Below are 26506 nucleotides of genomic sequence, written 5' to 3' on the forward strand. Positions count from 1 at the left end.
GGCCAATTTCGGAAGCTCCCGTTTAGTGAATCGGTGAGCCATCGACAGGTTGCGGCGTCCGTCGTTTAGGGTTTCTGCGTGGTGCTGCCTTTTGAAATTGTTGACCTCGCCGAATGGACTCGGGGTGAAAGTGAGCCAGGCGGGGACGAGGCGAAACGTTGGTTCATTGCTCCTGCGTCTTCGATGTACGCAGGCCATTGGTTGTTTAAACCCCGCACAGAGAAGCGCTTGCTTCTTTCGGAACAGCGACGTGCTCGCGGTGACAACCCAGACCTGCTCGTAGGCGGAGAAAACTGGGCCGAAAAGATCACCTATGAACTCGCGAAGTTGGCCGAGATCCCCGCGGCAGAGACTGAATTGGCAACAGTGTTTCGGTTGCAGGACGGCCGACGGTCTGTCGGCTCAATGAGTCGTGACATGCGGCCAGGCGTAGAGAGTCGGTCGTGGACTTGGACGCCGGGCGCCGCGTTGCTCGCAGAGTTTGACGACGAGTTCGATGCACAGACCTGCGACGGACACACCATCGAGGCGGTGCGGCGTGCCCTAGACGGTCTCAGTGGGCCGGTCAACACTGCCTACTCTGATTGGGAGGCATTCGATGTCTTCGCTGGTTATTTGGTACTCGATGCTTGGGTCGCAAACACCGATCGACACGCGCACAACTGGGGAGTGCTCCAGAATTCTTTGACCGGGGACGTGTGTCTCGGGCCGAGCTTCGATCATGGTTCGGCATTGTCGAGCGGGCAGCGGGAAGAAGATCGAGCCAAGTGGAACCGTCTTGGTGCCGTCGAGCGGTGGTGCGCGAAGGGCAAAACGAAGCGCTTCGAAGGCGGTCGTAGACTGGGATTGGTCGCTGTTGCTCTAGAGGGTCTCGCGATGGCAAGTGAGCGTGCGCGGCAACACTGGGTGGATCGAATCACCAGCATTGACCTCGGAGTATGCGACGATGTTGTCATCGCCGTCCCAGATTTGTCAGACCCAACCCGTAGTTTCTTGCAGACCGCCATAGCCACCAACCGAAAGCGACTCTGTGATGCTCTCAAGTGACCTGATGTCCGGGTCGGCCTTCGCTGACGTGGATATGCGGGCATCTCGGTTGATCGTCACCCGTCGGAGTGCTGCAGATCGAGCCTATAGAGCGATCGGCTACCTCGACAAAGTCATCGGCGACGACGACGGGCCTATCTACGAGTTCACCTACTTGAGTCGGGTGGCAGACGAACCTGCCTTTGTACCGATCGTCGGCTTCCGCGATGTTCGCCGTCACTATCGCTCATCCCGGCTCTTCCCGTCATTTGCCGACCGCGTAATGAGCGCGAAGCGACCAGATCGGCCGCAGTATCTCGCAGCGCTAAGTCTGGAGTCGGACGCCGATGCCTGGGAGATACTGACTGCCTCGGGCGGGTATCGCGAGGGCGACCCGATTGAACTTGTTTCGTTGCCGAGCTATGACCGAAGCACTGGTGCTACGACTGCGCACTTTCTGGCTCACGCGGTGCGCTATTGCACCGATGACGCGAGCGCCTATATCAGCGGACTAGAGGCGGGTCACCGGCTTACGTTGCGGCCGGATCCCGCAAACCCAAAGGATCCCCGGGCGATTGAAGTTGCAGACGGCGCGTTCTGCTTGGGGTTCGTACCGAGCCCGCTTCTGGACTACGCCCATTCCGTAATTGAAGGGGGCCCACATGAGTTGATAGTTGTGCACGCGAACCCCGCCGAGACTCACCCCCACCTTCGGCTGTTGTTGCGCCTTGATGGACGGTGCGACGGGTTCGTGTTCGACGGCCCAGAATGGCAATCGGCCTAAAGTTAGGGCCGGGTTGGGGGTGCACGACGTGGGCAGTATTAAACGGTCGCCGTGCGAACACTCCGTCTGCGCTCCAGGCGAGGTCGAGGAGCGTGCTGCCGTGATTCTTGCCCGGCTTGTCGATGACGATGGGTTTGTCCGTGTCTGCGAAGTCGAGCCCCGTGGAATTGCGAAGCCGGACTATCGTTCAGAAGATCACGCGCTGGAAATCAAACAACTGATCAGTCCGGCAGTGAAGTCGTTTAACGACGCGCATCGAAGACACCTCGGTCGCATTCACTATCCCGTCCCGAGTCTTTCCCACACATGGGCGGTAATGCCGGGTGTCAGTGAGGCTTTCGATTCGAGTGATCCGGGGACTTCGACGCCAGCCGTGAAGGAACTCGTTAAGCGACTCGTGCCGCTGTTCGAAGACTTGGAGAGGAAGGGAGTGACCAATGCGATCCACTCCAACGAGATCGCGAGGCTTATTCACTCCCGATTCGGATGTAGCGTGATCCCTAACTCGCCGTTCGATCCCGGGATCGTGTTCATGGGTGTGTCTTTCAGTTCGTCGCGAACCATGGACGTAGAGATTGACGTCGTCGGGTTCCTGCAAAAGTGGATCACTTCCGAGCGTGCGCACAACATGCTTGATTCATTGCGTGAAGAAAGCGGGAAACGATGTGCCGTCGTGATTGCGACTGGTGACTACGCACCTGCGTGGTCGATGATTCGGACACTCTCCGATGGCGATCCGGATGCCGTTCCTGAAACGAAGCTGAGGTTACCCTCCGAGATCGACGCTCTCGTACTGATCGCTGGCAATCATGTACTCGACTACGATCTCAGCGGTGAGTGGCGACGACGCACGATTGAGTCGCTGGGTATCGGCTGACCGGGCAGCAGGCGCACGGTGTTCCTCGGTGTCCTCAGCCTTGACCGGGGCGGTTGACCACGCCGAGGAACAGGGGCAAGCCGGTGGAGGTGTCGACGATCTGAAAGACGAAGGGCCGGTCGGCGACAAATGTCTCGGCCGGGTCGGTGGGCATCGCGGTGACACCGACATCGACCTGTGTGGCAGATGCGGCAACCGTGCCTTTCTCACCGACGGTGATCGAGGTGTTCTGTGCCGCAGAGGTGACCACCAATTGTTGGCTGATCGCGGTGAGATCGGCGGCGTCGGTGAACAGATCTCGGACACCGAGCCGTTCTAGTGTGGCCTTGAGATCCACCTTGTCGTCGATGTCCCACCGGGGCAGACTCACCGCCACCGACGACTCGGGGCCGGCTCGCAGCGCGGTGTCCGCATCGGTCAGAGCGGTGCCGTTCAGGAGGTCATCCGGCGTGGATCCGATGTCCGGCAACAAGACCTGCATGGCCAGGTTCTGTGAGTACGGCAGCTCGATCGCGGACCATCCGGGCCCGCGACGCAGTGACACGGTCAAGGTCTTGTTCATCGTGGCGACCTTGGACACCGAACCGCCGGTGGTGGTGAACTCCGCGGAAACGGTGGACTCCGGGGAAAACGGTTGCTGCCAGGCGCCGGCGAGGAACACCGTCGACAGCAGACTGATCACGGTCTCGGTGCTGTACTCGGTGGGGGTCTCGGCGATCTCGCCACCGGTGTTGACCGAGATCCACTGGTTGAGTGCCGATTCGGTCTGCCGCACCGAGAAGTCGACCGGGTAGACGCCGGTACCGAAGCTGCGTCCGAGCACTTCGAGATAGTCGGCACCGACCTTGAGGGAGTCGTCGATGAAGATCCCCGAGGCCTGATGGAACACCGGGGGCGACGGTGGGTTCTTCCGATCGACGTTGCCGGGATCACCCGAGACCTGATCGAGCTGACCGATCAACGCTGCGACGGCGTCGGGATCGGAGACACCCAGGACGGTATCGAGTTCGGCGGCGGTGTTGCCGCCGGCGCCGGCCCGCACCATCTGCAGCGTGACCATGGCACCCCACGGGGAGACCACCTGATTGGCCGGCTGATCGGCGGCAGACTGGGCGTCGTGGATCATGTCGATCCCCAGATCGCTGGTCGATCTGACCAGCTCGGTTGCCGCATCGCGGACCTCGTCGATGCCGATCTGCTCGAACTCGATGTCGGGGGCGGTGGTCAATTCCAGTGTTGTCTCGGGCTGTTCGTCAGAAGCACACCCGGCGACGGCCAACATCATGGCGGCCACGGCCGCGGTTCCCAGACGTCTCACGTGTTGGCCCCCCGAGCGGTGACGGGCCAGGAGGTCACCGCGTCGTCCGCGCCGACCACGATCAGCGCATCGGCGAGATTGACGGCGGTACACACATGATTGGGGGCGATCCGGACCCGCGACCCCGGTGCCGGGGTTCGCGATGCATGGGAGAAATCGATCGTCGCGTGATGCTCGGAGAGTGCGGTGATGCGCGCCTCGGGTTCGTCGGGAAGCCGGCCACCGCCGCTGATCCAAGTCGGCTGGTCTGCTCCGAGGACTTTGCTCCCGACATCGGCGACGGCTTTTGTCCCGCTGCTGTGCACCACGGTGCCGATTGCCGTCAATGCCACGTCGGCCATGGTAGCGACCCCGAGTTCGACCTGTTGCGCGTCGTTGAACACGTAGACACCCGGACGGATCTCGGTCAGGACGGTGGGATCGGCATCGGAGACCGACGGCGTCGAACCGCCGCTGCGGATCACCGGGGTGATCGCGCGGCTGCGCAGTGATTCGGCCGCGGTGGCCAGGGCGCGGGATTCTTCCCCGGCGGCGTCGGATGGGCCTCCGGGGCGGTAACTGTGTCCGGGGAAGGTGAAGATGCCGACCACCTGCAGTCCCGCTTCGACCGCGCCTGCCCCGACCTCACCGGCGAGCTCCGGGGCGACACCGGTGCGGTGATGTCCCGAATCGACCTCGATCAGTACAGAAGTCCCGGGCAGGTGCGCTGCGAGTTGCTGCGCGCCGGCAACCGAATCGACCGCGAGCAGGACCCGCGCCCGCTTCATCACCGCACGCAGTCGCGCGGCCTTGTTCTCGGTGAGCCACAGCGGATAGGCGATGAACAGATCTGAGAATCCGTCGGAGGCAAAGGTTTCTGCTTCGGCGATGGTGGCAACCGTCAAGCCTGTTGCGCCGCCATCCAATTGGCGTCGCCCCAGAATCGGGGACTTGTGCGTTTTGGCGTGGGGCCGCAACCGGAGTCCGGCGGTGGCCGCGAAGGCGGCCATGCGGGCGATGTTCGCGTCGAGCACTTGCTCGTCGACCGCCAGGAACGGCGTGTCGATGACCGATGTCGCGGCCAGTATCCGACCACCCCGGTCGGGTTCGGCCGGGCGAGCTGCGATGCGTTCCGTCATGGGAGGCAACAATGCCAGAGACGACGTCACGGCACGGAGGTAGTTCAGCGCTCTCGACTGTGGGGCGGGCGGTTCAGCACAACTTGTCATTCGAAAATATGTTCGATACGATGGGTTATGGGCTGGCACAATGGCCCTCCGACCTGGTCGGAGATGGAGCGCGTACTGTCCGGTCGACCGTCTGACGGCGGCCGGTCCGGTGAGACCTTTGCCGGTGACGGCAGTGATAGTCCGGCGTGGTCGCGCAAGCGCGAACCCTATGCGGCCGGAGCGCTGAGCAGGGGGGTCTCTGCCACTGCCTACGCCGAATTGCATGCCCATACCTCCTATAGCTTTCTCGACGGTGCGAGTAGCCCGGAGGAGATGGCGGAAGAGGCCTACCGGCTGGGGCTCGAGGCGCTGGCGATCACCGATCACAACGGGTTCTACGGGGTGGTGCGGTTTGCCGAGGCTGCCCGGGAGTGGGATCTGCCCACCATCTTCGGGTCCGAGTTGTCCTTGGAGCACGACTCATCGCGGACCGGGATCGCCGACCCGAGTGGTTCTCACCTGCTCGTCCTGGCCCGGGGGCAGGAGGGGTACCGCCGCCTCTCCCGTCAATTGGCCGACGGCCACATGGCGGCCGGGGAGAAGGGGTTGCTGCGCTTCGACATCGATACGCTGGCGCAGGCCGCGCAAGGGCATTGGCTGATCCTGAGTGGATGCCGCAAAGGGGACGTGCGCCGTGCGCTGGAATCCGGGGGTCCGTCGGCTGCCGAGAAGGCGCTGCGTGATCTGGTGGAGAAGTTCGGCCGCGACAACGTGGTGATGGAACTGACCGCCCACGGCATTCCCGAAGACGACGAGCGCAATGCCGCCCTCGCACAGATCGCCCACCGTAATCGGGTGCAGACGGTGGCGACCACGGGCGCGCACTTCGCCGCACCACACCGTCGGCGGCTGGCGATGGCGATGGCCGCGGTGCGGGCACGGCGCAGTCTTGACGAGATGGACGGGTGGCTCGGTCCGCTCGGTGGCGCGCATCTGCGCAGCGGGGACGAGATGGCCCGGTTGCTTGCGGCGCATCCGGAATCCCTCGACAACGCTGTCATGTTGGCCAAAGACCTGGCGTTCGGGCTGCACCTGATCGCACCGCAGCTGCCGCCTTTTGATGTGCCGCAAGGGCATACGGAGAGTTCGTGGCTGCGGGAGCTCACCGCACGGGGGGCCCTGGAGCGATACGGCACCCCGCAACAGCATCCAAAGGCATACCAGCAGATCGAACACGAGCTGAATGTGATTGATTCACTGGGCTTCCCGGGCTACTTCCTGGTGGTGCACGACATCGTCTCGTTCTGTCGCACCAACGACATCCTGTGCCAGGGTCGGGGCAGCGCGGCGAACTCCGCGGTCTGTTATGCCCTGGGGATCACCGCGGTGGATGCGGTGAGCAACGGGTTGCTGTTCGAGCGGTTCCTGTCGCCGGCCCGGGACGGCCCGCCGGACATCGATGTCGACATCGAATCGGATCGGCGCGAAGAGGCCATCCAGTACGTCTACCGGCGCTACGGCCGGCAGAACGCGGCCCAGGTCGCGAATGTGATCACCTACCGCGGTAAGTCGTCGGTGCGCGACATGGCCCGGGCCCTCGGATACTCGGTGGGTCAGCAGGATGCCTGGAGCAAGCAGGTGCACCGATACGGGTCCGCGTCGCCCGACGAGACCGACATCCCCGACGACGTCCTCGATCTGGCCGAGCAGATCAACGGCATGCCACGGCATCTGGGCATCCACTCCGGTGGCATGGTCATCTGCGACCGGCCGATCGCCGATGTGTGTCCCACGGAATGGGCGCGGATGCCCGGACGCAGTGTGCTGCAGTGGGACAAAGACGACTGTGCCGCAATCGGTCTGGTGAAGTTCGACATGCTGGGCCTCGGCATGCTCTCGGCCATCCACTACGCCATCGATTTCCTGGCCGAGCACCGCGACATCGGTGTCGACCTGGCGAAGATCGATCTCACCGAAAAGGCGGTGTACGACATGCTCTGTCGCGCCGACACCGTCGGTGTGTTCCAAGTGGAGTCGCGGGCACAGATGGCCACCCTGCCGCGGCTCAAACCCCGCAAGTTCTACGACCTCGTGGTCGAGGTGGCACTGATCCGGCCGGGTCCGATCCAGGGTGGATCGGTGCATCCCTACATCCGTCGCCGCAATGGCCTGGAAGAGCCGACCTGTGAGCATCCCTCGATGGAGCAGGCACTCAAAAGGACACTGGGGGTGCCGCTGTTCCAGGAACAACTCATGCAACTGGCGGTCGATGTCGCCGGTTTCAGTGCCGCCGAGGCAGATCAGCTGCGGCGGGCGATGGGCTCGAAACGATCACCGGAGAAGATGGACCGACTGCGCAGCCGGTTCTATCAGGGCATGGAAGACCTGCACGGGATCACCGGGGAGGTGGCCGACCGGATCTTCGAGAAGATGGCTGCCTTTGCCAATTTCGGTTTCCCCGAGAGCCATTCGCAGAGTTTCGCCTCCCTGGTCTTCTATTCGTCCTGGCTCAAACTGCATCACCCGGCAGCGTTCTGCGCGGCACTGCTCAAGGCGCAGCCGATGGGTTTCTACTCGCCACAGTCACTGGTTGCCGATGCCCGCAGGCACGGGGTCAAGGTGCACGGACCGGACATCAACGTCTCGAAGCCCCATGCGGATCTGGAGAACGGTGGTCTCGATGTCCGGCTCGGACTGGGAGCGGTGCGCAACATCGGCATCGAATTGGCCGAGAAGATCGTGGCGCAGCGGGACGCCGGGGGACCGTTCACCGGAGCCGCGGACCTGTCGCGGCGCTGTGAGGTGAGCACCCGACAGCTGGAGTCGCTGGCCACCGCGGGCGCGCTGGAGTGTTTCGGGACCAGCCGTCGTCAGGCATTGTGGGATGCCGGGGCGGCCGCTGCGGAGAAGTCCGACCGGCTGGCGTTGCACGAGGTCAACGGATCACCCGCGTTGCCGGGGATGAGTGACGTGGAGATGGCCGCCTCGGATGTGTGGGCCACCGGGGTCAGCCCGGGCAGTTATCCCACCGAGTTCATCCGGCCCCAGCTCACCGAGCTCGGCGTGATCGCGGCGGCGGATCTGTTGTCGGTGCCCGATGGTTCCCGGGTGCTGGTCGGGGGAGCGGTGACACACCGCCAACGGCCGGCGACCGCCTCCGGGGTGACCTTTGTGAACCTCGAGGACGAAACCGGCATGGTCAACGTGGTCTGCTCGGTGGGTCTTTGGGCCAAATATCGTAAGTTGGCACAGTCGTCGCCTGCCCTGTTGATCCGGGGCCGGGTCCAGAACGCCGAAGGCGCGGTGACCGTGGTGGCCGAACGTATGCAGCGTATGGACCTTCGGGTAGCCTCCCGATCCCGGGATTGGGCGTGATCCGTCGAGTGCCGAGAACCGTCGTTGATCATGGCGTAATAATCTGAAGCGGTGGAGAAACTGGTGGTGGTCACGGTGAAGCCGAACAGCCGCAAGGGGCCGCTGATCGAAGCGGACGAGGCCGGCGCGCTCACCGTGTTCGTCCGGGAACCGGCCACCGAAGGCAAAGCGAACACGGCTGTCGTGGCATTGCTGGCCAAGCACTTCGGCGTCGCGAAAAGCTGTGTGTCGCTGGTCGGTGGTGCCACTTCACGCGTCAAACGGTTCAAAGTCGTCCTTTAGGCGTCGCGTCGAGTTTCTTTGTCTTGCTATCGAAAAGTATTGCAGGAAAACAGAATTAGTGAGATTAAGTCTTGCGAATGTGTGTTCGATTGGCTAGGCTGGAGTCAGTTGATCACAGAGACTACGACAACGTCGAGCAAATCGCCTTCCACGAGAATTGGTCAACTTCCCTGTTGCTTTCGCGCCCGGAGGTGTTTTGTGATGCGGCTTCTCGAGATGGTCGATTCCCTGGTCGACCTGGTACCACCCGACGATCCCCACGCAGTGCTCGGACTGACAAAAGATCTGATCACCTTACGTAACGCGGCCGAGCACCAACTCACGGTCTGTGCCGCGGTGATCGACGAGTCCGGTATCGCTCGCGCAGCCGGGTCGACAACGTCGAAGTTGTTGCAGGCCAACGGTGCAGCCCCCGCCTCCGCGTACCGCTGGTTACGCATCGGCGCCGGAATCACGGGCTTGGATCGAACTGCCGGTTATTCACGGGATGGGTTTCTGTCTTCCGAGCATGTTGACGCGGTGGTCAAAGGTGTCGAGCATATCGTCGGCCGGTCCGAAGAAGCTGTCACCGTCGAACAACGGATCGCCTTCGAGCGGAAACTGTTGAGCCACGCCATCTCCGGAGCACCGCCGGCGGAAATAAGTGTGGCCGCCCGTGCACTGGGCAACGATGTGGCCAAAGGCACCGGCGGGCCACCACCGGCGCAGGACCGATCACTGAACAGTCTGGACTACACCATTGTCGAGGGCAGGTTGGTCGGGAAGTTCGACCTGGACGCGGTGATCGGGGAAAAGATGTTCTCCGCCTTGGACTTCTGGAGCCGGAAAGTCCTGAACCCGATGGTTCCGACGACAGTCGCACCCTGGCCCAGCGTCGCGCCGACGCCCTACACCAGTTATTGGATTGCGGCGGGGGTGGCCAAACGCTGGTGTCGGCACCCCGGACCGAGGTCATGCTGTCCGTGCCCGCCGACCATCCGCACGCGGCGTCCCTGCCGTGGATGGGGCCGGTCACCGAGGCGACCGCCGCCGCGTTGGCCTGCGATTCGACGATCACGTCGGTCACCTTGGACGGACAGGACGTGCCCATCGATATCAGCCCACCTAAACGTCTGTTCACCGGACTCGTGCGTAAGGCGATCATCATTCGCGATAAGTGTTGTGTGAAGTGTGGGGCGTCGGTGACCTGGACCGACTGCCACCACATCGTGCACTTCGTCGACGGCGGCGCCACCACCCTGGACAACGGGTGCTTGTTGTGCCGCACCTGCCATATGGCGGTCCACAACACTGACTGGGACGTGATCATGGGCTCCGACGGACACCCCTGGCTGATCCCACCGGCCGACATCGACCCACAACGAAGACCGCTGCCCGCTTACAACCGACGAACACTCACTCTCGTAGCCTGACACGCCAATTATCCGGTGTCCCTTGGTCTAACCGAACCTCTGTACCCTCGCACCCGGCTCCGGCCGGGACCGCGCACGAACATCGACAACTCCATAGTGTGAAAGCGGTGGTGCTGCCGCTCGGACCTGGTCCGATCCAGTCAGATCAACAGGGCTATGGCGGCAGCACTCACCGCGGTCGCGGCCACGGAAACCACCCGGCGGCCGGAAAGAGCCTAACCTCGGTATATGACCACGAGAAGCACGTATTCGAGCAATCTCGACAAGCAAGCGTCGGGAGACGACCAGGCAAACGCCAAAAAGGTCATCGACTCCCACATCAAAGACCTATGGGAGTTGGAGGACGGTTGGAAAGGGCCCGGTTCACTGGCCCCTACGGCCGCGGCCAAGGCGTTCTTCGAGTCCTATTGGGACGGACTGAGCAGCTCGTACTGGACCGAGTCCACGCCATCCGCCACGGCGGAGGGTGGTCTGAGCATGCAATGGGCGCGCGACAAACGCGGCTACACCGCGGACATCCTGCCCAGTGGTGAACTGCAACTGACGGTCACCGAGGTCACCCCGGAGGACAACGCCGAACTCCTGATCGCCGAGCCGACAGCCGCCATGCTGCGCAGATTTGTCATGCGCGGTCTGCCCCTCGACTGATCACCACCACCGGGATCTGCTCAGACCGCGCCGGGGAATCCGTGTTGCCGCCAGGCCTCGTAGATCACGATGCTCGCGGCGTTGGCCAGGTTGAGGGAACGCCGGCCGGGCAGCATGGGGATGCGGACCGTCTCGGTGATGTGGGGGTCGGCCAAGACCTCGTCGGACAGTCCGGTGGGTTCCGGTCCGAACAGCAGGACGTCGCCGGGCTGATATTTGATGTCGGTGTAGAACGTGTCCGCATGGGCGGTGAAGGCGTACACCCGCTTCGGTGACAGGGCGCTCCAGGCCTCGAGTAGATCGGCATGAACGCTGACCGACGCCATGTCGTGGTAATCAAGTCCGGCCCGTTTGACTTTGGGCTCCGAGAGGTCGAATCCGAGTGGTTCGACCAGATGGAGTTCGCAACCGGTATTGGCGGCCAGCCTGATCGCGTTTCCGGTGTTGGGTGGGATACATGGTTCGTGAAATAGCATTCTGAACACTCGCCAAGCTTGCCGTATCGCCGTGTTGCCCCCACCGATGGGTGTCGCAAACGAGCCGCTTGTACGAAGACGCGCCACAAATATGTGGCGCGTCTTCGTATATGTGGCTCGTTTGGGCGGGGGGATGGGCCGGTGTAGACATGGGGCATGACTGATGTGGCCGAAGATGAACAGTTCGACTATGCCGACTTCTCCGGGGAGACCTGGGCGGATCGAGAGTTCGTCAACTGCAGTTTCGTCGAGGCTGACCTCAGCCAGTTGTCCACTCGGGCAGTGACATTCATGAACTGTGACTTCACCGGCGCCAACCTCGCGTTCTCGAAGCATTCTTCGAGTGCGTTCCGCAACTGCCACTTCGAACGCACACACCTGAACAAGGTGGAGATGACGGACTGCAGTCTGCTGGGATCGGTGATCACCAGTTCGCGCGTCCGGCCGATGAAGATCATCGACAGTGATCTCTCACTCACCTCGATCGGTGGTCTGGACCTCTCGGGTGTGGTGCTGCGGGGATGCCGGCTGCGGGAGGCGAACCTGTCCGACTCGAATCTCACCGGCGCGGATCTGGCCGGGGCGGACCTGTCCGGTGTCCGCGCGATCGGGACAAAGCTCGGTCAGGCGAATCTGCGTGGTGCGAGAATAGACCCGATGCTCTGGCTGCAGGCCAAGGTCACCGGTTCCCTCGTCGACCATGGCCAGGCGATGGAATTCGCCGCAGCACACGGACTCGACATCGGAGGCTGACCGCGGTGAGCAAGCCATCGATCTCCCCGGTCCGCTGGACGTCGACCCCGGCGACGACCGATGGCTGGCCGCCGCCACACGAACCCGAGATCACCGTCATCGATGTCGAATCCGACTCACCCGAGGACGTGGTCGTCGATGGCCGGGGACGGATCTGGACCGGGGCGATCGGCGGCAACATCATCTGCATCGATCCCGGCACCGGGCGCCGGCAGGTGGTCGCCACCACGGGCGGGCGACCGCTCGGCCTGGAAGTGCTGGGCAGGCGACTGTTCATCTGTGACAGCGAACGCGGACTGCTGCAGATGGACCTCGAGACCCACGTGATCGAAACGATCCTCGACGAGGTGGACGGTCACCGCCTGACCTTCTGTTCCAACGTGATCGTGACCGAACACACCGGCGGCGACGATCCGCGGCCGAAGGTGCTCTACGTCAGCCAATCCACCACGCGATTCGGTTACGGCCACTACAAAGCCGCCATCATCGAGCACTCGGCGACCGGGCGGCTGCTCCGGGTGGACCTCGACGACGATCTGCGTCCGAGCGCCACCGTTGTCCTGGACGACCTGCAGTTCGCCAACGGAATAGTGGCCAGTGGCGGACGTCTGTTCATCGCCGAGACCGGTGGACACCGGGTGCGGTCCTACGATCCGGCGACGGGCGAGCAATCGATGCTCATCGACCGGCTGCCCGGATACCCGGACAACGCGTCGTTGAGTCACGACGGACAGCGCATGTGGCTGGCGATGGCGGGTATGCGGAGCCGTCCGCTGGAACTGCTCGCCGGATATCCGCGGCTGCGGAAGTTGCTCTGGCAGGTGCCGGACCGTTTCCTGCCGGAGCCGGTGGCCCCGCTGTGGATACTCGAGATCGAGTTGCCCAGCGGCCGTGTTGTCGCAGATCACCGGGCACATATCCCGGGCTTCGGTCAGAGCACCGGGGTTGTCGAGGTCGGTGAAAAAGTATGGATCTCCGGCATCGGATCGTCGAAGATCGCGTGCTTTCCCATCCGCTAGATACATGGCTTGCACAACCCACGGGCGCGACCTGAAATGATGGGTGACGTGAGCGCAGCTGTGTTGGACGGAAAAGCCACCCGTGACGAAGTCTTTGTCGACCTGAAAGAGAGGGTGGACAAGCTCCGCGCCGCCGGGATCGTTCCCGGTCTGGGCACCGTGCTGGTCGGGGAAGACCCCGGCTCGCACGCCTATGTGCGCGGCAAGCACAACGACTGCGCCAAACTCGGCATCGCATCGATCCGCAAGGATCTGCCCGCCGACATCACCACAGAACAACTCAACGCGGTCATCGACGAGCTGAACGCCGATCCGGCGTGCACCGGATACATCGTCCAGCTCCCGCTGCCCAAGCACCTCGACGAGAACGCGGCCCTGGAGCGGATCGACCCCGCCAAGGATGCCGACGGACTGCATCCGATCAATCTGGGTCGGCTCGTCCTGGACGGCTCGGGGACCTCGTCCGATGCACCGCTGCCGTGTACCCCACGCGGCATCCTGCACCTGCTCCGCCGGTACGACGTACCGATCGCCGGATCCCACGTGGTCGTCGTCGGGCGCGGTGTGACCGTCGGACGCCCGATCGGGCTCCTGTTCACCCGCCGGACCGAGAACGCCACCGTCACCCTCTGCCACACCGGCACCGCCGACCTTGCCGCCGAGGTCTCGCGCGCCGACATCGTGATCGCGGCAGCCGGCGTGGCAGGCCTCATCACCGCCGACATGATCAAGCCCGGCGCCGCGGTAGTCGACGTCGGTGTCAGTCGAACAGATGCAGGTTTGGTCGGCGATGTCGATCCTGCGGTCTGGGATGTGGCCGGATACGTCTCACCGAATCCCGGTGGTGTCGGACCGCTCACTCGAGCATTCCTGATGGCCAACGTCGTCGAGCGCGCCGAAGCCACGTTGTCGCAGGGCTGACCCGGGATGAACAGCAGGTCGACCGCGGGTGAGGGGGCGGCAACGAGCGCACGGCGTGCGCGGGCCCGTCGTCTGCATCGAGTCCGGCAGCTGCGGTCTGTGCTGGTCCAGATACCTTTCATCGCCGTGATGGCACTGATCGTGGTGGCCGCCGTCTTCCTGATCTTCGACCGCTGGCGTCGCGGCACTTTTGTTCTCGGTTCTGCGGCGTTGCTCGCGGCACTTCTGCGGGCTGTGCTGCCGACCTCACGCGCCGGTCTTCTCGAGGTCCGGGGGCGTGTTTCGGACGTTTCCTCGATGGTGTTCGTCGGTGTCGCCATCCTCTGGTTGGCGACCTCGATCGACCCTTTGGGCACAGATTGATTACAATGGTTCCCGTTGCTGTAATCGTCTGTTGACTTTGCCGGTGCCAAAAAGTACTGGCATCGCCGCAGACAATGGCTGCAGGGGACTGTCCACCGAGCGACAGTGAATGGATCAGGGGTGTGAAGTCGGCATCATCTGGGCCCCAACCGAGCGATAGCGATCGGAATGAGGACCATGAGTACGTCACTGGGTTTGTCCGCAGGCAGTGGAATGATCCACTGTGTCCTGCTGTCGACCGATGACAATGGTCGCCAGAGCTCGATCAATCGCGTCATCGACGTCGACCTCACCGATGGTCTGACGCGGGCCGGCCGGGTGAACTCCGGTATCGATCTGATGCTGGCCAACGCTCAGGACCGCGGGAGCACGGTCGGACCGATCGGCGTTGCGTATCGCACCGACGAACACGCTCGTGAAATCGCTTCGCGTGGCACCGGCGTCAAGCGGCAGATCCAGTTGATCGCCGAAACAGAGGCAGTTGCGCACCAATTGGTTTCGACCGGCGAGATCAGCCGGTTCGTCTCGGTGCTCATCGTCGACCTCGGCGACACCGGGATGAGCATGTACACCCTGGATCCGGCGACCGGGCGGATCAGCGACCTGAAGCGCAGTGAGGCGATCTCGGGCGGGGCGCTCGACGCTCAGCTGATGCGGGCGCAGACCGCCAAAGGTCGTCTGCGCGGCCGCCGCAGGTCCACTGTGCTCAGTGCCTGCCGGACCGCGAAAGAAGAACTCTCGGTCAGCGCGTCGACCACGCTGACGATCGGTGGTTCGTCGGATACCGGCACCCTGACCCGATCGATGTTCGAAGACCTCATCCGGCCGATGGCGCAGGCCGCTGCCGCTGTCGTCGCCGACTACGCGACGGCCTCCCGCCCGGAGGCCATCGTGCTCATCGGTGGCCTGGCCAACATCCCTCTGGTTCGGGACCTCATCGTGAACAAGGTCGACGTCGAGGCGGTGCTACCGCAGGGGCCGGAATCGGTTGCGGCCACCGGCGCTGCCCGTCTGGCGGCGGTGAGTACCCGCCCCGCCGGACTGGCCTTCATCGGCGGACGCCGCAGCCGGGACTGGCTGTCGGCGGCGCCGCTGGCCATGTTCGGTGCGTTGCTCGCCGGTGCGTTGATGACCGTGTACGCGGTCGGATCGTCGCTTGCCGGCAACCCGTCGACACCGTCCGAGGCCCCGGAGCCCCCGGTATCGCCGTCCGCGATCGCCGAGGCGCCGTCGCCGACGACAACGACCGCCACCAATGCGCAGGTGACTTCCACACTGATGCCGACCCGGACACAGCCGACGGTGGAGGTGGCGTCGCCGGTTGCCGGTGGAAATCCGGGACCCGGTTGGGCGACAACCGAACTCGCACCGCCGGTGTCTTCTACGGATCCGCCGACGAGGACCCTGAGCCCATCGTTGATCCCGTTCCCGTTGCCGAGCATCACGTGGCCCCCGAATCTCGCACCTTCGACGCCGTCGACTCCACCGTCCCCGTCGTCTCCATCGACGCCCCCGCCGCCGCCGGAATCGACGACGCCAGATCCGCCCGTGGAGATCGCTCCTCCGTCTGAAGGGGAAGTGACCGCGTCGCCTGCGCCCGCGGCGCCGCCTCTTGTCGCCCCGCCGGAGTCACCGCAGTCCGGTGATCCGGCGGCGGATACGGTGCCGACCTCGCAGCCCGCGACCTGACAGTTCTTTTAGACCCGATTCGGCGTCGCCCGCACCCGACCGACCGCTGTATGAGCGGTCGGTCAGGGCCGGGTATCAGCCGCGGGCGAGGACGAGAGTCTTCTTGAGAAGGTCTGAGACCGCGTCGTATTCGGTGAGGAATCCGTCGTGGCCGTTGGCGGAATGCACCACATGCAATCCATCGACACAGCCGGGCATGAGCTCGGCCAACTCGATCTGCTGGCGCAGCGGGTAGAGCCGGTCGGAATCGATGCCACCGATCACAACGGGTACATGGCAGCTCCGCAGGGCGGCTTCCACGCCACCGCGGCCCCGCCCGACGTCGTGGTTGTTGAGCACCTCGGACAGCACCACATAGCTACCCGGATCAAACCGGCGGACCAGTTTGTCGGCCTGGTGCTCGAGGTAACTCTGCACCGCGTAGCGGCCACCGTGCAACGGATCTTCCTGTCCCTGAGGGAAGTTGGCGAACCGCTGGTCGAGTTCGGGTTCGCTGCGGTAGTACATGTGGGCGATGCGGCGGGCGATGCCGAGGCCGGACGTGGGGGTCCGGCCAGTGCCGTGATAGTCGCCGTTCTGCCAATTCGCGTCGGCCTTGATCGCCGCGATCTGTGTTGTCTGCGTGCCGATCTGGTCGGCCGAGGCGCGAGCGCCGACGGCCAGGATCAAGCCGCTGCGCACTCGCTCTGGATAGCCGATGACCCACTCCAAGGCGCGTGCGCCACCCATCGAACCGCCGAGGACGGCTGCGACGGAATCGATCTGCAACGCATCGAGCAGGGCGACCTCGGCACGGACCTGATCGAGCACGGTGATGTGCGGGAACCGTGAACCCCACACCTGCCCTTCGGAATCCAGTGAGGCCGGGCCGGTAGAGCCGCCGCATCCACCGAGGACGTTCGCCGAGACGACACACCACTCGTCGGTGTCCACGGCGCCGCCCGGGCCGATCAGCCCGTCCCACCATCCGGGGGTGGGCTGATCGGGACCGGCGGGACCTGTTGCATGAGAGTCGCCGGTCAGGGCATGCAGTGCCAGAACAACGTTGTCGCGGGTGGGCGAGAGTGTGCCCCAGCGCTGAAACGCCAGGGTCACATTCTCGATCTGTCCACCGTTGTCCAACGAAATCGGGCCGACCGGCACACTGGTCAGCTGCCCATCGGGCAGGGATTCCCAGTCCGGATGAGTTCGTGGTGGCGTGTGCGGGTCGATACTCACCTCACTTGGCCGCAGCGAAGCCTGCGTCGAGGTCGGCGATGATGTCGACGACGTTCTCGATGCCGACGGCCAACCGGACCAGTCCGGGGGTGACGCCGGCGGCCAGCTGCTCCTCGGCGATCAGCTGCGAGTGGGTGGTCGATGCCGGATGGATGACCAGCGAGCGCACGTCACCGATGTTGGCGACATGGCTGTGCAGCACCAGTGCGTCGACGAACTTCTTGCCTGCGTCGACGCCGCCGACGATCTCGAAGCCGATGATCGCGCCCTGGCCGCGCGGAGCCAATTCCTGGCCCCGCTTGTACCAACGGGAGGATTCGAGGCCGGCGTAGGCCACCGACTCCACCTGCGGGTGCTCCTCGAGGTACTTGGCCACGGCCTGGGCGTTCGACACGTGGCGCTCGATCCGCAGGCTCAGGGTCTCCAGGCCCTGGGCGATGAGGAAGGCGTTGAACGGGGAGATCGCAGCACCGGTGTCGCGCAGCCACTGCACGCGCGCCTTGAGTGCGTAGGCCGGAGCGCCGAGGTCCGCGAAGATCGCGCCGTGGTAGCTCGGGTCCGGGGTGGTGAAGCCGGGGAACAGATCGACGCCGTCACGCTGGCCGCGCCAGTCGAAGGTGCCACCGTCTACGATCACGCCGCCGATCGCGGTGCCATGTCCGCCAAGGTATTTCGTGGCCGAATGCACCACGATGTCGGCGCCGTGTTCGAGCGGGTTGATCAGGTACGGAGTCGCGACGGTGTTGTCGACGATCAGTGGCAGACCCGCCTCGTGGGCGACGGCGGAGATGCCCGGGAGGTCGAGGATCTCGTTGTTCGGGTTCGAGATGGTCTCACCGAACAGGGCGCGGGTGTTGGGCTGGATGGCCGCGCGCCAGCTGTCGAGGTCTTCCGGGTCGTCGACGAAGCTGACCTGGATCCCGAGCTTGGGAAGTGTGTAGTGGAACAGGTTGTACGTGCCGCCGTAGAGACGGGGACTCGACACCACATGACCGCCGTTTTCGACGATGTTCAGGATCGCGTAGGTCTCGGCTGCCTGACCCGAGGCGACGAGAAGAGCCGCCACGCCACCTTCGAGGGCGGCGATGCGCTGTTCGACCGCGTCCTGCGTGGGGTTCATGATGCGGGTGTAGATGTTGCCCGGCTCGGCGAGGCCGAACAGGTTCGCGGCGTGCTCGGTATCGCGGAACGTATACGACGTTGTCTGGTAAATCGGCAGCGCACGGGCAGAAGTCGCCGAGTCCGGGCTCTGGCCGACATGGACCTGCTTGGTTTCAAAACTCCAGTTGTCAGCCGGATTGACGTCGGTGTCAGACATGTAGGACTTCTCTTTCATGGTCGGTGGACATCCAATTAGAGGGTCCGACCTTCCGGACCCCGCGCTTGCCGCGGCGAACCGCAACCTGGTCGTCACCCGGAGCACCCCACCGCGGTTGGAGGGTTGCCGGTCAGCTAGCCGGGGCTCATTGCTGACACTCAGGACCTGGCCAAAAGGATATAACACGCGGATCCTGCGCAAAAAAGCGTTCAGCGCACGGCGATTCTGCGGCTCGCCGTCGGCTGCGCCGTGCTGTACTACGTTCATGCGATTGGCCTTCGGCAAAGGTTGTCGTAACTTCAGTGAAGTTGCCTCAAATCACCCGAGGCCGTGTGCGATTCGAGACACCTGGGGCTGCTGTGAATGATGGTTCAAGACGTCGTCGGGCAGTCCCGACCCGTTCCGGTCGCCGGGTGACGGCGCTTGCGTCGGGGGCCGCGGCAGCCGCGCTGCCGGTACTGACCTTCCTCGGTAGTGCCCCGGCGCTCGCCACCGAAGCCCCGGCGGACTGTGGCAACGGCGCCGTGTTCGTGGTGGCCGGAACCGGCGATCCGGACTTCCTGCACACACGGGGAGTGGAGACCCGGTACATCGCCCAGGGTTATGTCGTCAAACGGGTCGACTATCCGGCGACATTCTGGCCGCTCGGTGCCCAGAGCTACGACGCCAACATCGAGGTCGGACAAGCCGTGCTCACCGATGATGTGGCGACCTATCAGGCCAGTTGCCCGGGCAAGCCGGCCGTCATCACCGGCTATTCGCAGGGCGCTCGAGTGGCCGGCGACGTACTGGCCGACATCGCGGCGGGCAAGGCGGATGGTGTCAGTGCCGACGGGGTGTCGGGCGAGCTCTATGCCGACCCGCGGCGACGCGGAACGAGCGCCGGCGCCGGGGCCGAGGTCAATCTCATCAATGCATATCCGGGCGCGATGCTCGACGGTTCGCGCGACGGCGATTTCGGCGATGTGACGGTCTACTCGGTCTGTATCGACGGTGATGCGGTCTGCGACGTGCCCGACCCTCGGCGAGATCCGATCGGGGCGCTGGACGCGTTGCTGGGTTTCTGGGTCAAGCACTTCAGCTATGGCGACATCATGTCGGCGGGCCCGGGGGCGTCCGCCGGCACCGATGGGGTGACCGTCGTCGAGGGCTCCGACGGGGCCACGGTGATCCTCGTCGGTGCCGATCCGTCACTGACCACCGTGCTGGCGCAGGTCGGACTACCCAACCTGCTGCGCCCGGTGATCCTCGATTTCCCGCGTCTCGAACCAGCTGTCATCCAGCCGATCTCGCGCGCGATCATGGGCTTGCTGCCGGCTCTGCCGCAGCTCGGGCACGGTGCGTATCTCACCGACCTGTACGCGATCCGGGACGCGCTGTCGGGGGACCCGGCGGCCTGGTCCGCGATCTTCGGGAGCGCGGTCAGCGTCGTCGGGTATCCGGTGAACTTCGTCCGGGACTGGGTGGCGGTGATCGATGCGGTCCTCGACCGGCGTGACCCGGATCTGGGGTTCATCGCGGCGCCGACGGTGCGCACCGTGGCCACTGCGGTGTTCGGTGCGGTGGTTCAGGCCAGGACCGAGCCGGCGGACCCGGCCGCTCACCCCGCCGTCGTCGACGATTCTCAGAAGGTCCTCGCCGTGGCGCCCGTTGATCACTCGCCATCGGCCGATCACCCGCCCGAGTCGGCCGCAGTCGTTGCCGAGCCCGGTCGACATCGGGCGTCGGAGGGGCCGGCGGCGCCGGTGGTCGACGGGTTCACCACTACGCCGGGGTGGAATCAGCTCCCCGACACTGCCGATTCCGACCTGCCCGCCGATCCCGGCCGTACCGGTTCGGCGGACGATCAGGAACCGGAGACTCCGGCTCCGGCTGCAGTCGAAACGCCTGCCGCGACCGAGACAACGCCCATCGACGTGCCGGCCGACCTCGCCGTCACCCCGTAATCCGGGTCTCCCGCCACCGCGCGGACACGTCGATCTGTGGGTCAGTTCACGTCCGATCCCGGAATGAGCCGTGACCCCGACGGGGTTGACACCGTAGTTGCCCCGGCAATGAATTGCCCCGGCAGTGTCGCCGTCGCCCCGATCGACTTCGAGAGGTTCACCCATGTCTGCTGTCAGCACCGTCGCCCCCGAATCCTCGGGGGCGGTGCGGGGCGGTAGACGCAGCGCCATCCTGGCCCTGTCACTCGGCGCATTCGGTATCGGGACCACCGAATTCGTCGCGATGGGGCTGCTGCCCCACATCGCCGATTCGCTGGGCACCACCGAACCGACAGCCGCACATGTGATCTCCGCCTACGCGCTCGGCGTCGTGGTGGGTGCCCCGACCATCGCTGCACTGACCGCGCGAATGCCGCGACGCACCCTGCTGATCGCGCTGATGGTCGCGTTCACCGTTGGCAATGTCGCCACCGTCCTCGCCCAGAACTACGGCATGCTGATCGTCGCCCGCTTTGTCGCCGGACTGCCACACGGCGCCTACTTCGGGGTCGCGGCGTTGGTCGCCGCACATCTGGCGGGCCCCGAGTCCAGGGCGAAAGCGGTGGGTCAGGTGATGATCGGTCTGAGCGTCGCCAACGTCGTCGGGGTGCCCGCGGCGACCTGGCTCGGTGGTGCCGTCGGTTGGCGGGCCGCCTTTGTGGTGGTGGCCGTCATCGGGTTGTTGACGATTGTGGCCCTGTTCAAGTTCCTGCCCGCACTCTCGGACATGAAGATCACCAATCCGATGACCGAACTCGGTGCGTTGAGACGCCCGCAGGTGTGGTTTGCGCTCCTCATCGGCATCGTCGGATTCGGTGGGATGTTCGCCTTCTACACCTTCATCAGCACCACGCTGACCACCGTCTCGGGCGTCTCCGAGTCGCTGGTCCCGTTTGCCCTGATGTTGTTCGGTCTGGGCATGGTCGCCGGCAACATCCTCGGCGGTGTCCTGGCCGATCGCGGTGTGGTGAGGGCGATCCTCATCAGTCTGGTCTCCATCGTGATCGCGCTCACCGCTTTCGCCGTGCTGGCGAGCAGTGCCTGGGCCGCGCTGATCCTGACCTTCTTCATCGGATTGACCGGGATCGCGCTGACCCCGGCGCTGCAGATCCGGTTGATGGATGTCGCCGAGGACGCCCAGACACTGGCCGCGGCCCTGAACCACTCGGCGCTGAACATCGCGAACGCGGGTGGGGCGTGGATGGGTGGACTGGTGATCGCGGCCGGATACGGATACCGCGCACCGTCGCTGCTCGGCGCCGGGCTGGCGGTCGCCGGACTCGTTGTCCTCGGGCTGGCGATGTTGTACGCCCGCAGACCCGCTGTCACAGGCCGCACGTAGGCTCGCCCGACGTGACCACAATCGTGACGACGATCAACGTAAACGGCATCCGCGCCGCGGTGAAGCACCGTTCGGAGCGCAATCTGGGGCTGATCCCTTGGCTGCGTGAGACCACCTCGGACCACGTCTTGCTCCAGGAGACCCGGGCCACCGAGGAGCAGGTCGCCGAAGCACTCGCCCCGGCCCTCGACGACGGTTGGTTCCTGAGTCTCAGCGAGTCGTCGGTCAAGGGTCATTCGGGTGTGGCGATCCTGTCCCGCACCGCACCGGACAAGGTGCGCAAAGGTTTCGGCAGCGATGAGTTCGACGCCACCGGGCGCTACATCGAAGCCGATTTCGGAACCCTGACGGTGGCCAGTCTGTATCTGCCCAAGGGTGCGAGCGACGGCCCGAAGCGCGAGGCGAAGTTCCGCTTTCTCGACGAGTTCGGAGCGCACCTGGGCGCACTCGGCCGCAAGCGCCGGGGTGTCGTGGTCGGTGGCGACTGGAACATCGCGCCCACCGCCCTGGATCTGAAAAACGCCAAGGGCAATGTGAAGAACCCCGGCTTCCTGCCGGAGGAACGCGCCTGGGTGGCCGGGATCCTGGACTCCGGGTGGACTGACGTGGCCCGCGATCTCGCCGGCGAGGTCGCCGGGCCGTACTCGTGGTGGAGTTGGCGCGGCAAGGCATTCGACAACGATTCGGGCTGGCGCATCGACTATCAGCTCGCCAACAAGACGATGGCCGCCGCGGCGACCAAGTCCTGGGTCGACCGCGCCGGTGCCTACGATCTGCGGTGGTCAGACCATGCTCCGGTCACCGTGGAGTACGCCTGAGGGGCGAGCGGGCCAAACGTCCAAGCGCGGTGTGTGTGAAATGCGGTGGCGGCCGGATGAGAGAATTCGGTGGTGATGCAATCGGCAAGCGAAACCAAGCCCGCCCGGCGCAAGCGAGTGCTGTCGGGTATCCAGCCCACCAGTGATTCCTTTCATCTCGGGAACTATCTGGGCGCGGTCCAGCAGTGGGTGAGGTTGCAGGACGAGTTCGAGCAGGCGTTCTACTTCATCCCCGACATGCACGCGATCACCACCGCGCACGACCCCAAGGCGTTGCGGGATCGCTCGCGACGCAGCGTCGCCCAACTGCTGGCGCTCGGCGTCGACCCGGCCCGCTCGACCATCTACCTGCAGTCACATGTGCCGCAGATCGCCCAATTGACCTGGGTGCTCTCGTGTCTCACCGGTTTCGGCGAGGCCGGCCGGATGACGCAGTTCAAGGACAAGTCGGCGAAACAGGGCACCGATCACGCCAGTGTCGGGCTGTTCACCTACCCGATCCTGATGGCCGCCGACATCCTCACGTTCCAGGTTGATCAGGTACCGGTGGGCGAGGATCAGCGCCAGCACCTGGAGCTGACCCGGAATCTGGCCCAGCGCTTCAACTCTCGGTTCGGCAAGACGTTCATCGTTCCCGAGGCCTACATCGTCGCGGAGACCGCGAAGATCTATGACCTGCAGAACCCGTCGGCGAAGATGAGCAAGTCCGCCGAGTCCGACTCCGGGTTGATCAATCTGCTCGACGATCCCAAGCGGTCGGCGAAGAAGCTCCGGTCGGCGGTCACCGACAACGGCCGGGAGATCGTCTTCGACCGGGAGAACAAGCCGGGCGTGAGCAACCTGTTGACGATTCAGTCGGCACTGACCGGCAAGTCGGTCGACGACCTGGTCGCCGGATACGACGGCCAGGGTTACGGCCAGCTCAAGGTGGACACCGCCGAGGCACTGACCGAGTTCGTGACCCCGTTGCGGGCCCGTTTCGACGAACTGCTGTCCGATCCGGCGCAACTCGATCAGATCCTGGCCGCGGGCGCGCAGACGGCCCGCGAAGTGGCCTCACGAACGTTGGCAACGGTCTATGACAAGGTGGGATTTGTAGCTCCAGTGCCGCTCGACTGAGACCGAACGGGGAACGACATGCCACAGGCTCGCGCCGGTGCAAAGCTCAAGCCACGGGCATCCGATCAAGGCCAGGACGAACGCACCCCGGGTGTGATCACCACGCCGGGCGCGGCCGACAAGCCGTCGTTCCTCGACAAACAGCGCGCACGGTATCCGTGGTTCGACCACCTGATGGAGGCGGCGAACCGGTACCAGAGTTCCAAGGGCGACTATTTTGCCGCCGGGGCGACGTACTTCAGCGTCTTCGCGCTGTTCCCGTTGCTGATGATCGGGTTCGCCGTCGCCGGTTTCGTCTTCGCCAACAACGAGGAGTTGCTCGACAAGGCGAAGGACAAGATCGCCGACTCGGCGGACGGCAGCATGGGCGAGCAGCTCACCGACCTGATGGACCAGGCCATCGAGTCGCGGGCCACGATCGGTGTCCTCGGCCTGCTGATCGCCCTCTACGCCGGACTCGGGTGGATGGCGAATCTGCGGAACGCGCTGACCGTGCAGTGGGGTTCAGAACCCGAGACGCCCGGCATGGTGAAGACCAAGTTGTCCGACCTCGGTGCCCTGCTCGGCCTCTTCCTGGCCATGATCGTCACCTTTTCGCTGTCGGCGCTCTCCAGCAGCGGTCTGGTTCACCAGATCTTGGAATGGGTGAGCGCTGACGACCTCCCCGGTGTGTCGTGGGCGGTCCGGGCCATCTCGCTCGTGCTCTCGATCCTGGCGTCATGGTTGCTGTTCACCTGGGTCATCGCCAAACTGCCCCGGGTGGCACTGCCACTGCGCAACGCGTGGAAGGCAGGCCTGCTCACCGCCGTGGTGTTCGAGATCTTCAAGCAGGTGGGGAGCTTCTACCTCAAGTCCGTGGTGAGCGGCCCGGCCGGTGCCACGTTCGGCCCGATTCTGGGCATCATGGTTTTTGCTTTCATCACCACCCGGATCATCCTGTTCGCCACCGCTTGGGCGGCAACCGATCCGCGCAACCGGAAGTACGAACCGACCCTGGTACCGGATCCGGTGGTCATCAGCCCGCGGGTCGTGGTCCGGGAAGGACTGTCCGGTCGTGGGGCGGTGGCCGCAGTCGGTGCCGGTGTGATTGCGGCGTTGGGTATTTCGGCGGCATCGCGGCGTAGACGTTGACCACCGCCTGATTCGGTGTGCGAGGTGTTCAGGAACGCCTGTTCAGACGCAGTCCGGCGTAGACCAGCGCCACCACGATCAGTGCACCCGTCAGCCCGATGACCAGCTTGGCAGTGCCCGAGGCTCCATCGGACCCGAGCCCGTCGGCCGATGCCATGTCGCCTCCGGTACCGCCGGTGCCCGGGGCGTCGGTTTCGGAGAGTTCTTCGTCGAGGTCGTCGGGCCCGTCGACCAGGACGCCGATGTTCTGATCGGCCGGCTGGGCGAAGCCGTAGTCCAGCATCGCCTCGGCCTGTCGCCAGAAGGATCCATAGCTGTCGTTCAGTCCGTACATCTGGACGACGAGAATCTGGCGACCATCGCGTTCTGCCGCTCCGACAAAGGTTTTGCGGGCATCGTCGGTGTATCCGGTTTTGCCTGCGATGGTTCCCTCGTAGTCGTACAACATTTGGTTCATGTTGTAGAGGTCGATTCCCTGGGCTGCGGCCGGGTCTGCCGCCGGCGTGGTTTCGGTGGAGTATCCGTCGATTGCGGGTGCCTCGGGCGGTGTCTGGGTGGGCATGCCCGGATAGCCGGGGAAGTGGGCCTGATCCTCCTGTGAGATCTCGACGAAGTCGGGATCGTTCAGGGCCGCTCTGAAGATCAGGGCCTCGTCGTACGGCGATGTGGTCATTCCCGGGGCGTCGAGTCCTGAGGGGGAGGCCGCGCGGGTGTCCTTCGCGCCGAGTTGCTGCGCCATCGTGTTCATCTTCGCGACGGTGGCATCGGTCCCGCCCAACGCGCGGGCCAGGGCGTTCGCGCAGTCGTTGCCGGACACCAGGATCAGTCCGGTCATCAGATCACGGACCGTATAGGTGCCACCGGGACCGACCCCGGCGGCGTCACCTTCGATCTCGTCGTCTTCCCGGGTGCCGGTGACGGTGGAGTCGAGGTCCAGTTCGTCGAGCACCACAAGCGCCAGGAGCACCTTGATGGTGCTGGCCGGCCGGTAACGCCCGTGCGGGTCTTTGGCGGCCAGCACGGTTCCGGCGGTCAGATCGGCGATCAGCCAACCCGTCGCGGTCAGACCCGGTGGCGGTGGTGCGGCACCGTCGGCGAGCACGACACCACAGCCGCCGAGCTCGTCGCCACCGACCGGCGGGTCGGGGACCGGGAGCGGCGTAGGTGTGGGGGACCCGGCCGGGACCACCTCCGATTCGTCGATCGGAGGCACCGGTGTGGTCTTGTACGGGCACGCATCGGTCACCGTTTCGGGCGCGGGCGCCGCGCCGATCGGGGGTGCCGTTGTCACGGGTTCGGCCCCGGCCGGTCCCGGACCACCGATACCGGTGAACAGCAGTGCCGCAGCCAGGAAGGCGGCGGCGTGCGTCATGGGTCGCTTCATCGCACCGGACGATACAGCTGTTCGCGCCTGTGGGCCCTCCACTGCGTCGGTGATTTGGCTGAATGACCACCTCCGGTTTGCTTTTGCCGGGCTGATGGCT

The 26506-nt window shown here is 64.7% G+C and carries 24 protein-coding genes and 1 riboswitch; of the genes, 17 read left to right on the plus strand and 7 right to left on the minus strand.

Annotation, left to right across the window (positions count from 1 at the left end; translation table 11 throughout):
* Nucleotides 1-78: 78 nt before the first annotated feature.
* The 3 genes from AC51GT_RS21560 to AC51GT_RS21570 all read left to right on the plus strand — a co-directional run bounded on the left by AC51GT_RS21560 (nt 79) and on the right by AC51GT_RS21570 (nt 2687).
* Nucleotides 79-1047, plus strand: coding sequence for a HipA domain-containing protein (locus AC51GT_RS21560; protein WP_496330109.1), 969 nt, complete (start codon nt 79-81; stop codon nt 1045-1047).
* Nucleotides 1034-1810, plus strand: a complete 777-nt coding sequence (locus AC51GT_RS21565) for a hypothetical protein (protein WP_496330110.1) — start codon at nt 1034-1036, stop codon at nt 1808-1810. The genes AC51GT_RS21560 and AC51GT_RS21565 overlap by 14 nt, the downstream gene beginning before the upstream one ends.
* Nucleotides 1811-1910: 100 nt before the next feature.
* On the plus strand, nt 1911-2687 hold the full coding sequence (locus AC51GT_RS21570; protein WP_496330111.1) for a hypothetical protein: 777 nt from the start codon (nt 1911-1913) through the stop codon (nt 2685-2687).
* 34 nt (nt 2688-2721) lie between these two features.
* Here the strand turns inward: AC51GT_RS21570 and AC51GT_RS21575 are convergent, their stop codons facing one another.
* Together AC51GT_RS21575 and AC51GT_RS21580 are read right to left on the minus strand one after the other, a co-directional pair.
* Nucleotides 2722-4005 (minus strand): serpin family protein, encoded by a 1284-nt coding sequence (locus tag AC51GT_RS21575; protein WP_496330112.1) that lies wholly within the window; start codon nt 4003-4005, stop codon nt 2722-2724.
* Nucleotides 4002-5123 (minus strand): alanine racemase, encoded by a 1122-nt coding sequence (locus AC51GT_RS21580; RefSeq protein WP_496330113.1) that lies wholly within the window; start codon nt 5121-5123, stop codon nt 4002-4004. Before AC51GT_RS21580 ends, AC51GT_RS21575 begins: the two co-directional genes overlap by 4 nt.
* Before the next feature lie 117 nt (nt 5124-5240).
* Between AC51GT_RS21580 and AC51GT_RS21585 the strand changes: the two genes are divergently transcribed.
* On the plus strand, nt 5241-8528 hold the full coding sequence (locus tag AC51GT_RS21585) for an error-prone DNA polymerase (protein ID WP_496330114.1): 3288 nt from the start codon (nt 5241-5243) through the stop codon (nt 8526-8528).
* A 51-nt stretch (nt 8529-8579) separates the two neighbouring features.
* Nucleotides 8580-8810: a DUF167 domain-containing protein gene (locus AC51GT_RS21590; protein ID WP_496330115.1), complete on the plus strand. Its 231-nt coding sequence runs from the start codon at nt 8580-8582 to the stop codon at nt 8808-8810.
* 480 nt (nt 8811-9290) lie between these two features.
* Here the strand turns inward: AC51GT_RS21590 and AC51GT_RS21595 are convergent, their stop codons facing one another.
* Nucleotides 9291-9422, minus strand: coding sequence for a hypothetical protein (locus AC51GT_RS21595; RefSeq protein WP_496330116.1), 132 nt, complete (start codon nt 9420-9422; stop codon nt 9291-9293).
* Between the two features lie 101 nt (nt 9423-9523).
* Here AC51GT_RS21595 and AC51GT_RS21600 point away from each other — a divergent pair, with 101 nt between their 5' ends.
* Together AC51GT_RS21600 and AC51GT_RS21605 are read left to right on the plus strand one after the other, a co-directional pair.
* The gene (locus AC51GT_RS21600; protein WP_496330174.1) at nt 9524-10222 is read left to right on the plus strand and encodes an HNH endonuclease; all 699 of its coding nucleotides are present in this window, start codon (nt 9524-9526) and stop codon (nt 10220-10222) included.
* A 228-nt stretch (nt 10223-10450) separates the two neighbouring features.
* The gene (locus tag AC51GT_RS21605; protein WP_496330117.1) at nt 10451-10870 is read left to right on the plus strand and encodes a hypothetical protein; all 420 of its coding nucleotides are present in this window, start codon (nt 10451-10453) and stop codon (nt 10868-10870) included.
* A gap of 20 nt (nt 10871-10890) precedes the next feature.
* On the opposite strand, the gene AC51GT_RS21610 is transcribed toward AC51GT_RS21605, so the two are convergent.
* A complete protein-coding gene (locus tag AC51GT_RS21610; protein ID WP_496326102.1) occupies nt 10891-11355 on the minus strand; it encodes a tRNA (cytidine(34)-2'-O)-methyltransferase in 465 nt (154 codons plus the stop codon).
* A gap of 147 nt (nt 11356-11502) precedes the next feature.
* Between AC51GT_RS21610 and AC51GT_RS21615 the strand changes: the two genes are divergently transcribed.
* From AC51GT_RS21615 to AC51GT_RS21635, 5 genes are all read left to right on the plus strand, one after another.
* Nucleotides 11503-12099 (plus strand): pentapeptide repeat-containing protein, encoded by a 597-nt coding sequence (locus tag AC51GT_RS21615; RefSeq protein ID WP_496326101.1) that lies wholly within the window; start codon nt 11503-11505, stop codon nt 12097-12099.
* A 5-nt stretch (nt 12100-12104) separates the two neighbouring features.
* Nucleotides 12105-13118: an SMP-30/gluconolactonase/LRE family protein gene (locus AC51GT_RS21620; protein WP_496330118.1), complete on the plus strand. Its 1014-nt coding sequence runs from the start codon at nt 12105-12107 to the stop codon at nt 13116-13118.
* Between the two features lie 48 nt (nt 13119-13166).
* On the plus strand, nt 13167-14039 hold the full coding sequence (locus AC51GT_RS21625; protein ID WP_496330119.1) for a bifunctional methylenetetrahydrofolate dehydrogenase/methenyltetrahydrofolate cyclohydrolase: 873 nt from the start codon (nt 13167-13169) through the stop codon (nt 14037-14039).
* Between the two features lie 6 nt (nt 14040-14045).
* Complete coding sequence (locus AC51GT_RS21630) at nt 14046-14402, plus strand: DUF3017 domain-containing protein (protein ID WP_496326098.1); 357 nt, start codon at nt 14046-14048, stop codon at nt 14400-14402.
* Nucleotides 14403-14579: 177 nt separating this feature from the next.
* The gene (locus AC51GT_RS21635; protein WP_496330120.1) at nt 14580-16091 is read left to right on the plus strand and encodes an Hsp70 family protein; all 1512 of its coding nucleotides are present in this window, start codon (nt 14580-14582) and stop codon (nt 16089-16091) included.
* 75 nt (nt 16092-16166) lie between these two features.
* Here the strand turns inward: AC51GT_RS21635 and metX are convergent, their stop codons facing one another.
* Together metX and AC51GT_RS21645 are read right to left on the minus strand one after the other, a co-directional pair.
* Entirely contained in the window at nt 16167-17309 is a 1143-nt protein-coding gene (gene metX, locus AC51GT_RS21640) for a homoserine O-acetyltransferase MetX (RefSeq protein WP_496326096.1), read from the minus strand.
* A gap of 1 nt (nt 17310) precedes the next feature.
* Entirely contained in the window at nt 17311-18627 is a 1317-nt protein-coding gene (locus AC51GT_RS21645) for a bifunctional o-acetylhomoserine/o-acetylserine sulfhydrylase (protein ID WP_496326095.1), read from the minus strand.
* Nucleotides 18628-18683: 56 nt separating this feature from the next.
* Nucleotides 18684-18793, minus strand: a riboswitch (SAM riboswitch).
* Nucleotides 18794-19040: 247 nt separating this feature from the next.
* On the opposite strand from AC51GT_RS21645, the gene AC51GT_RS21650 reads away from it, so the two are divergent.
* The 5 genes from AC51GT_RS21650 to yhjD all read left to right on the plus strand — a co-directional run bounded on the left by AC51GT_RS21650 (nt 19041) and on the right by yhjD (nt 25022).
* Entirely contained in the window at nt 19041-20573 is a 1533-nt protein-coding gene (locus AC51GT_RS21650) for a PE-PPE domain-containing protein (RefSeq protein ID WP_496330121.1), read from the plus strand.
* 163 nt (nt 20574-20736) lie between these two features.
* Nucleotides 20737-21954 (plus strand): MFS transporter, encoded by a 1218-nt coding sequence (locus AC51GT_RS21655; RefSeq protein ID WP_496330122.1) that lies wholly within the window; start codon nt 20737-20739, stop codon nt 21952-21954.
* A gap of 11 nt (nt 21955-21965) precedes the next feature.
* The gene (locus AC51GT_RS21660; RefSeq protein ID WP_496326092.1) at nt 21966-22772 is read left to right on the plus strand and encodes an exodeoxyribonuclease III; all 807 of its coding nucleotides are present in this window, start codon (nt 21966-21968) and stop codon (nt 22770-22772) included.
* 75 nt (nt 22773-22847) lie between these two features.
* On the plus strand, nt 22848-23891 hold the full coding sequence (gene trpS / locus AC51GT_RS21665; protein WP_496326241.1) for a tryptophan--tRNA ligase: 1044 nt from the start codon (nt 22848-22850) through the stop codon (nt 23889-23891).
* Between the two features lie 18 nt (nt 23892-23909).
* Nucleotides 23910-25022, plus strand: a complete 1113-nt coding sequence (yhjD, locus tag AC51GT_RS21670) for an inner membrane protein YhjD (protein ID WP_496326091.1) — start codon at nt 23910-23912, stop codon at nt 25020-25022.
* A gap of 28 nt (nt 25023-25050) precedes the next feature.
* Here the strand turns inward: yhjD and AC51GT_RS21675 are convergent, their stop codons facing one another.
* A complete protein-coding gene (locus tag AC51GT_RS21675) occupies nt 25051-26406 on the minus strand; it encodes a D-alanyl-D-alanine carboxypeptidase family protein (protein ID WP_496330123.1) in 1356 nt (451 codons plus the stop codon).
* Between the last annotated feature and the right edge of the window lie 100 nt (nt 26407-26506).

This window comes from Williamsia sp. z34 (assembly GCF_059553395.1).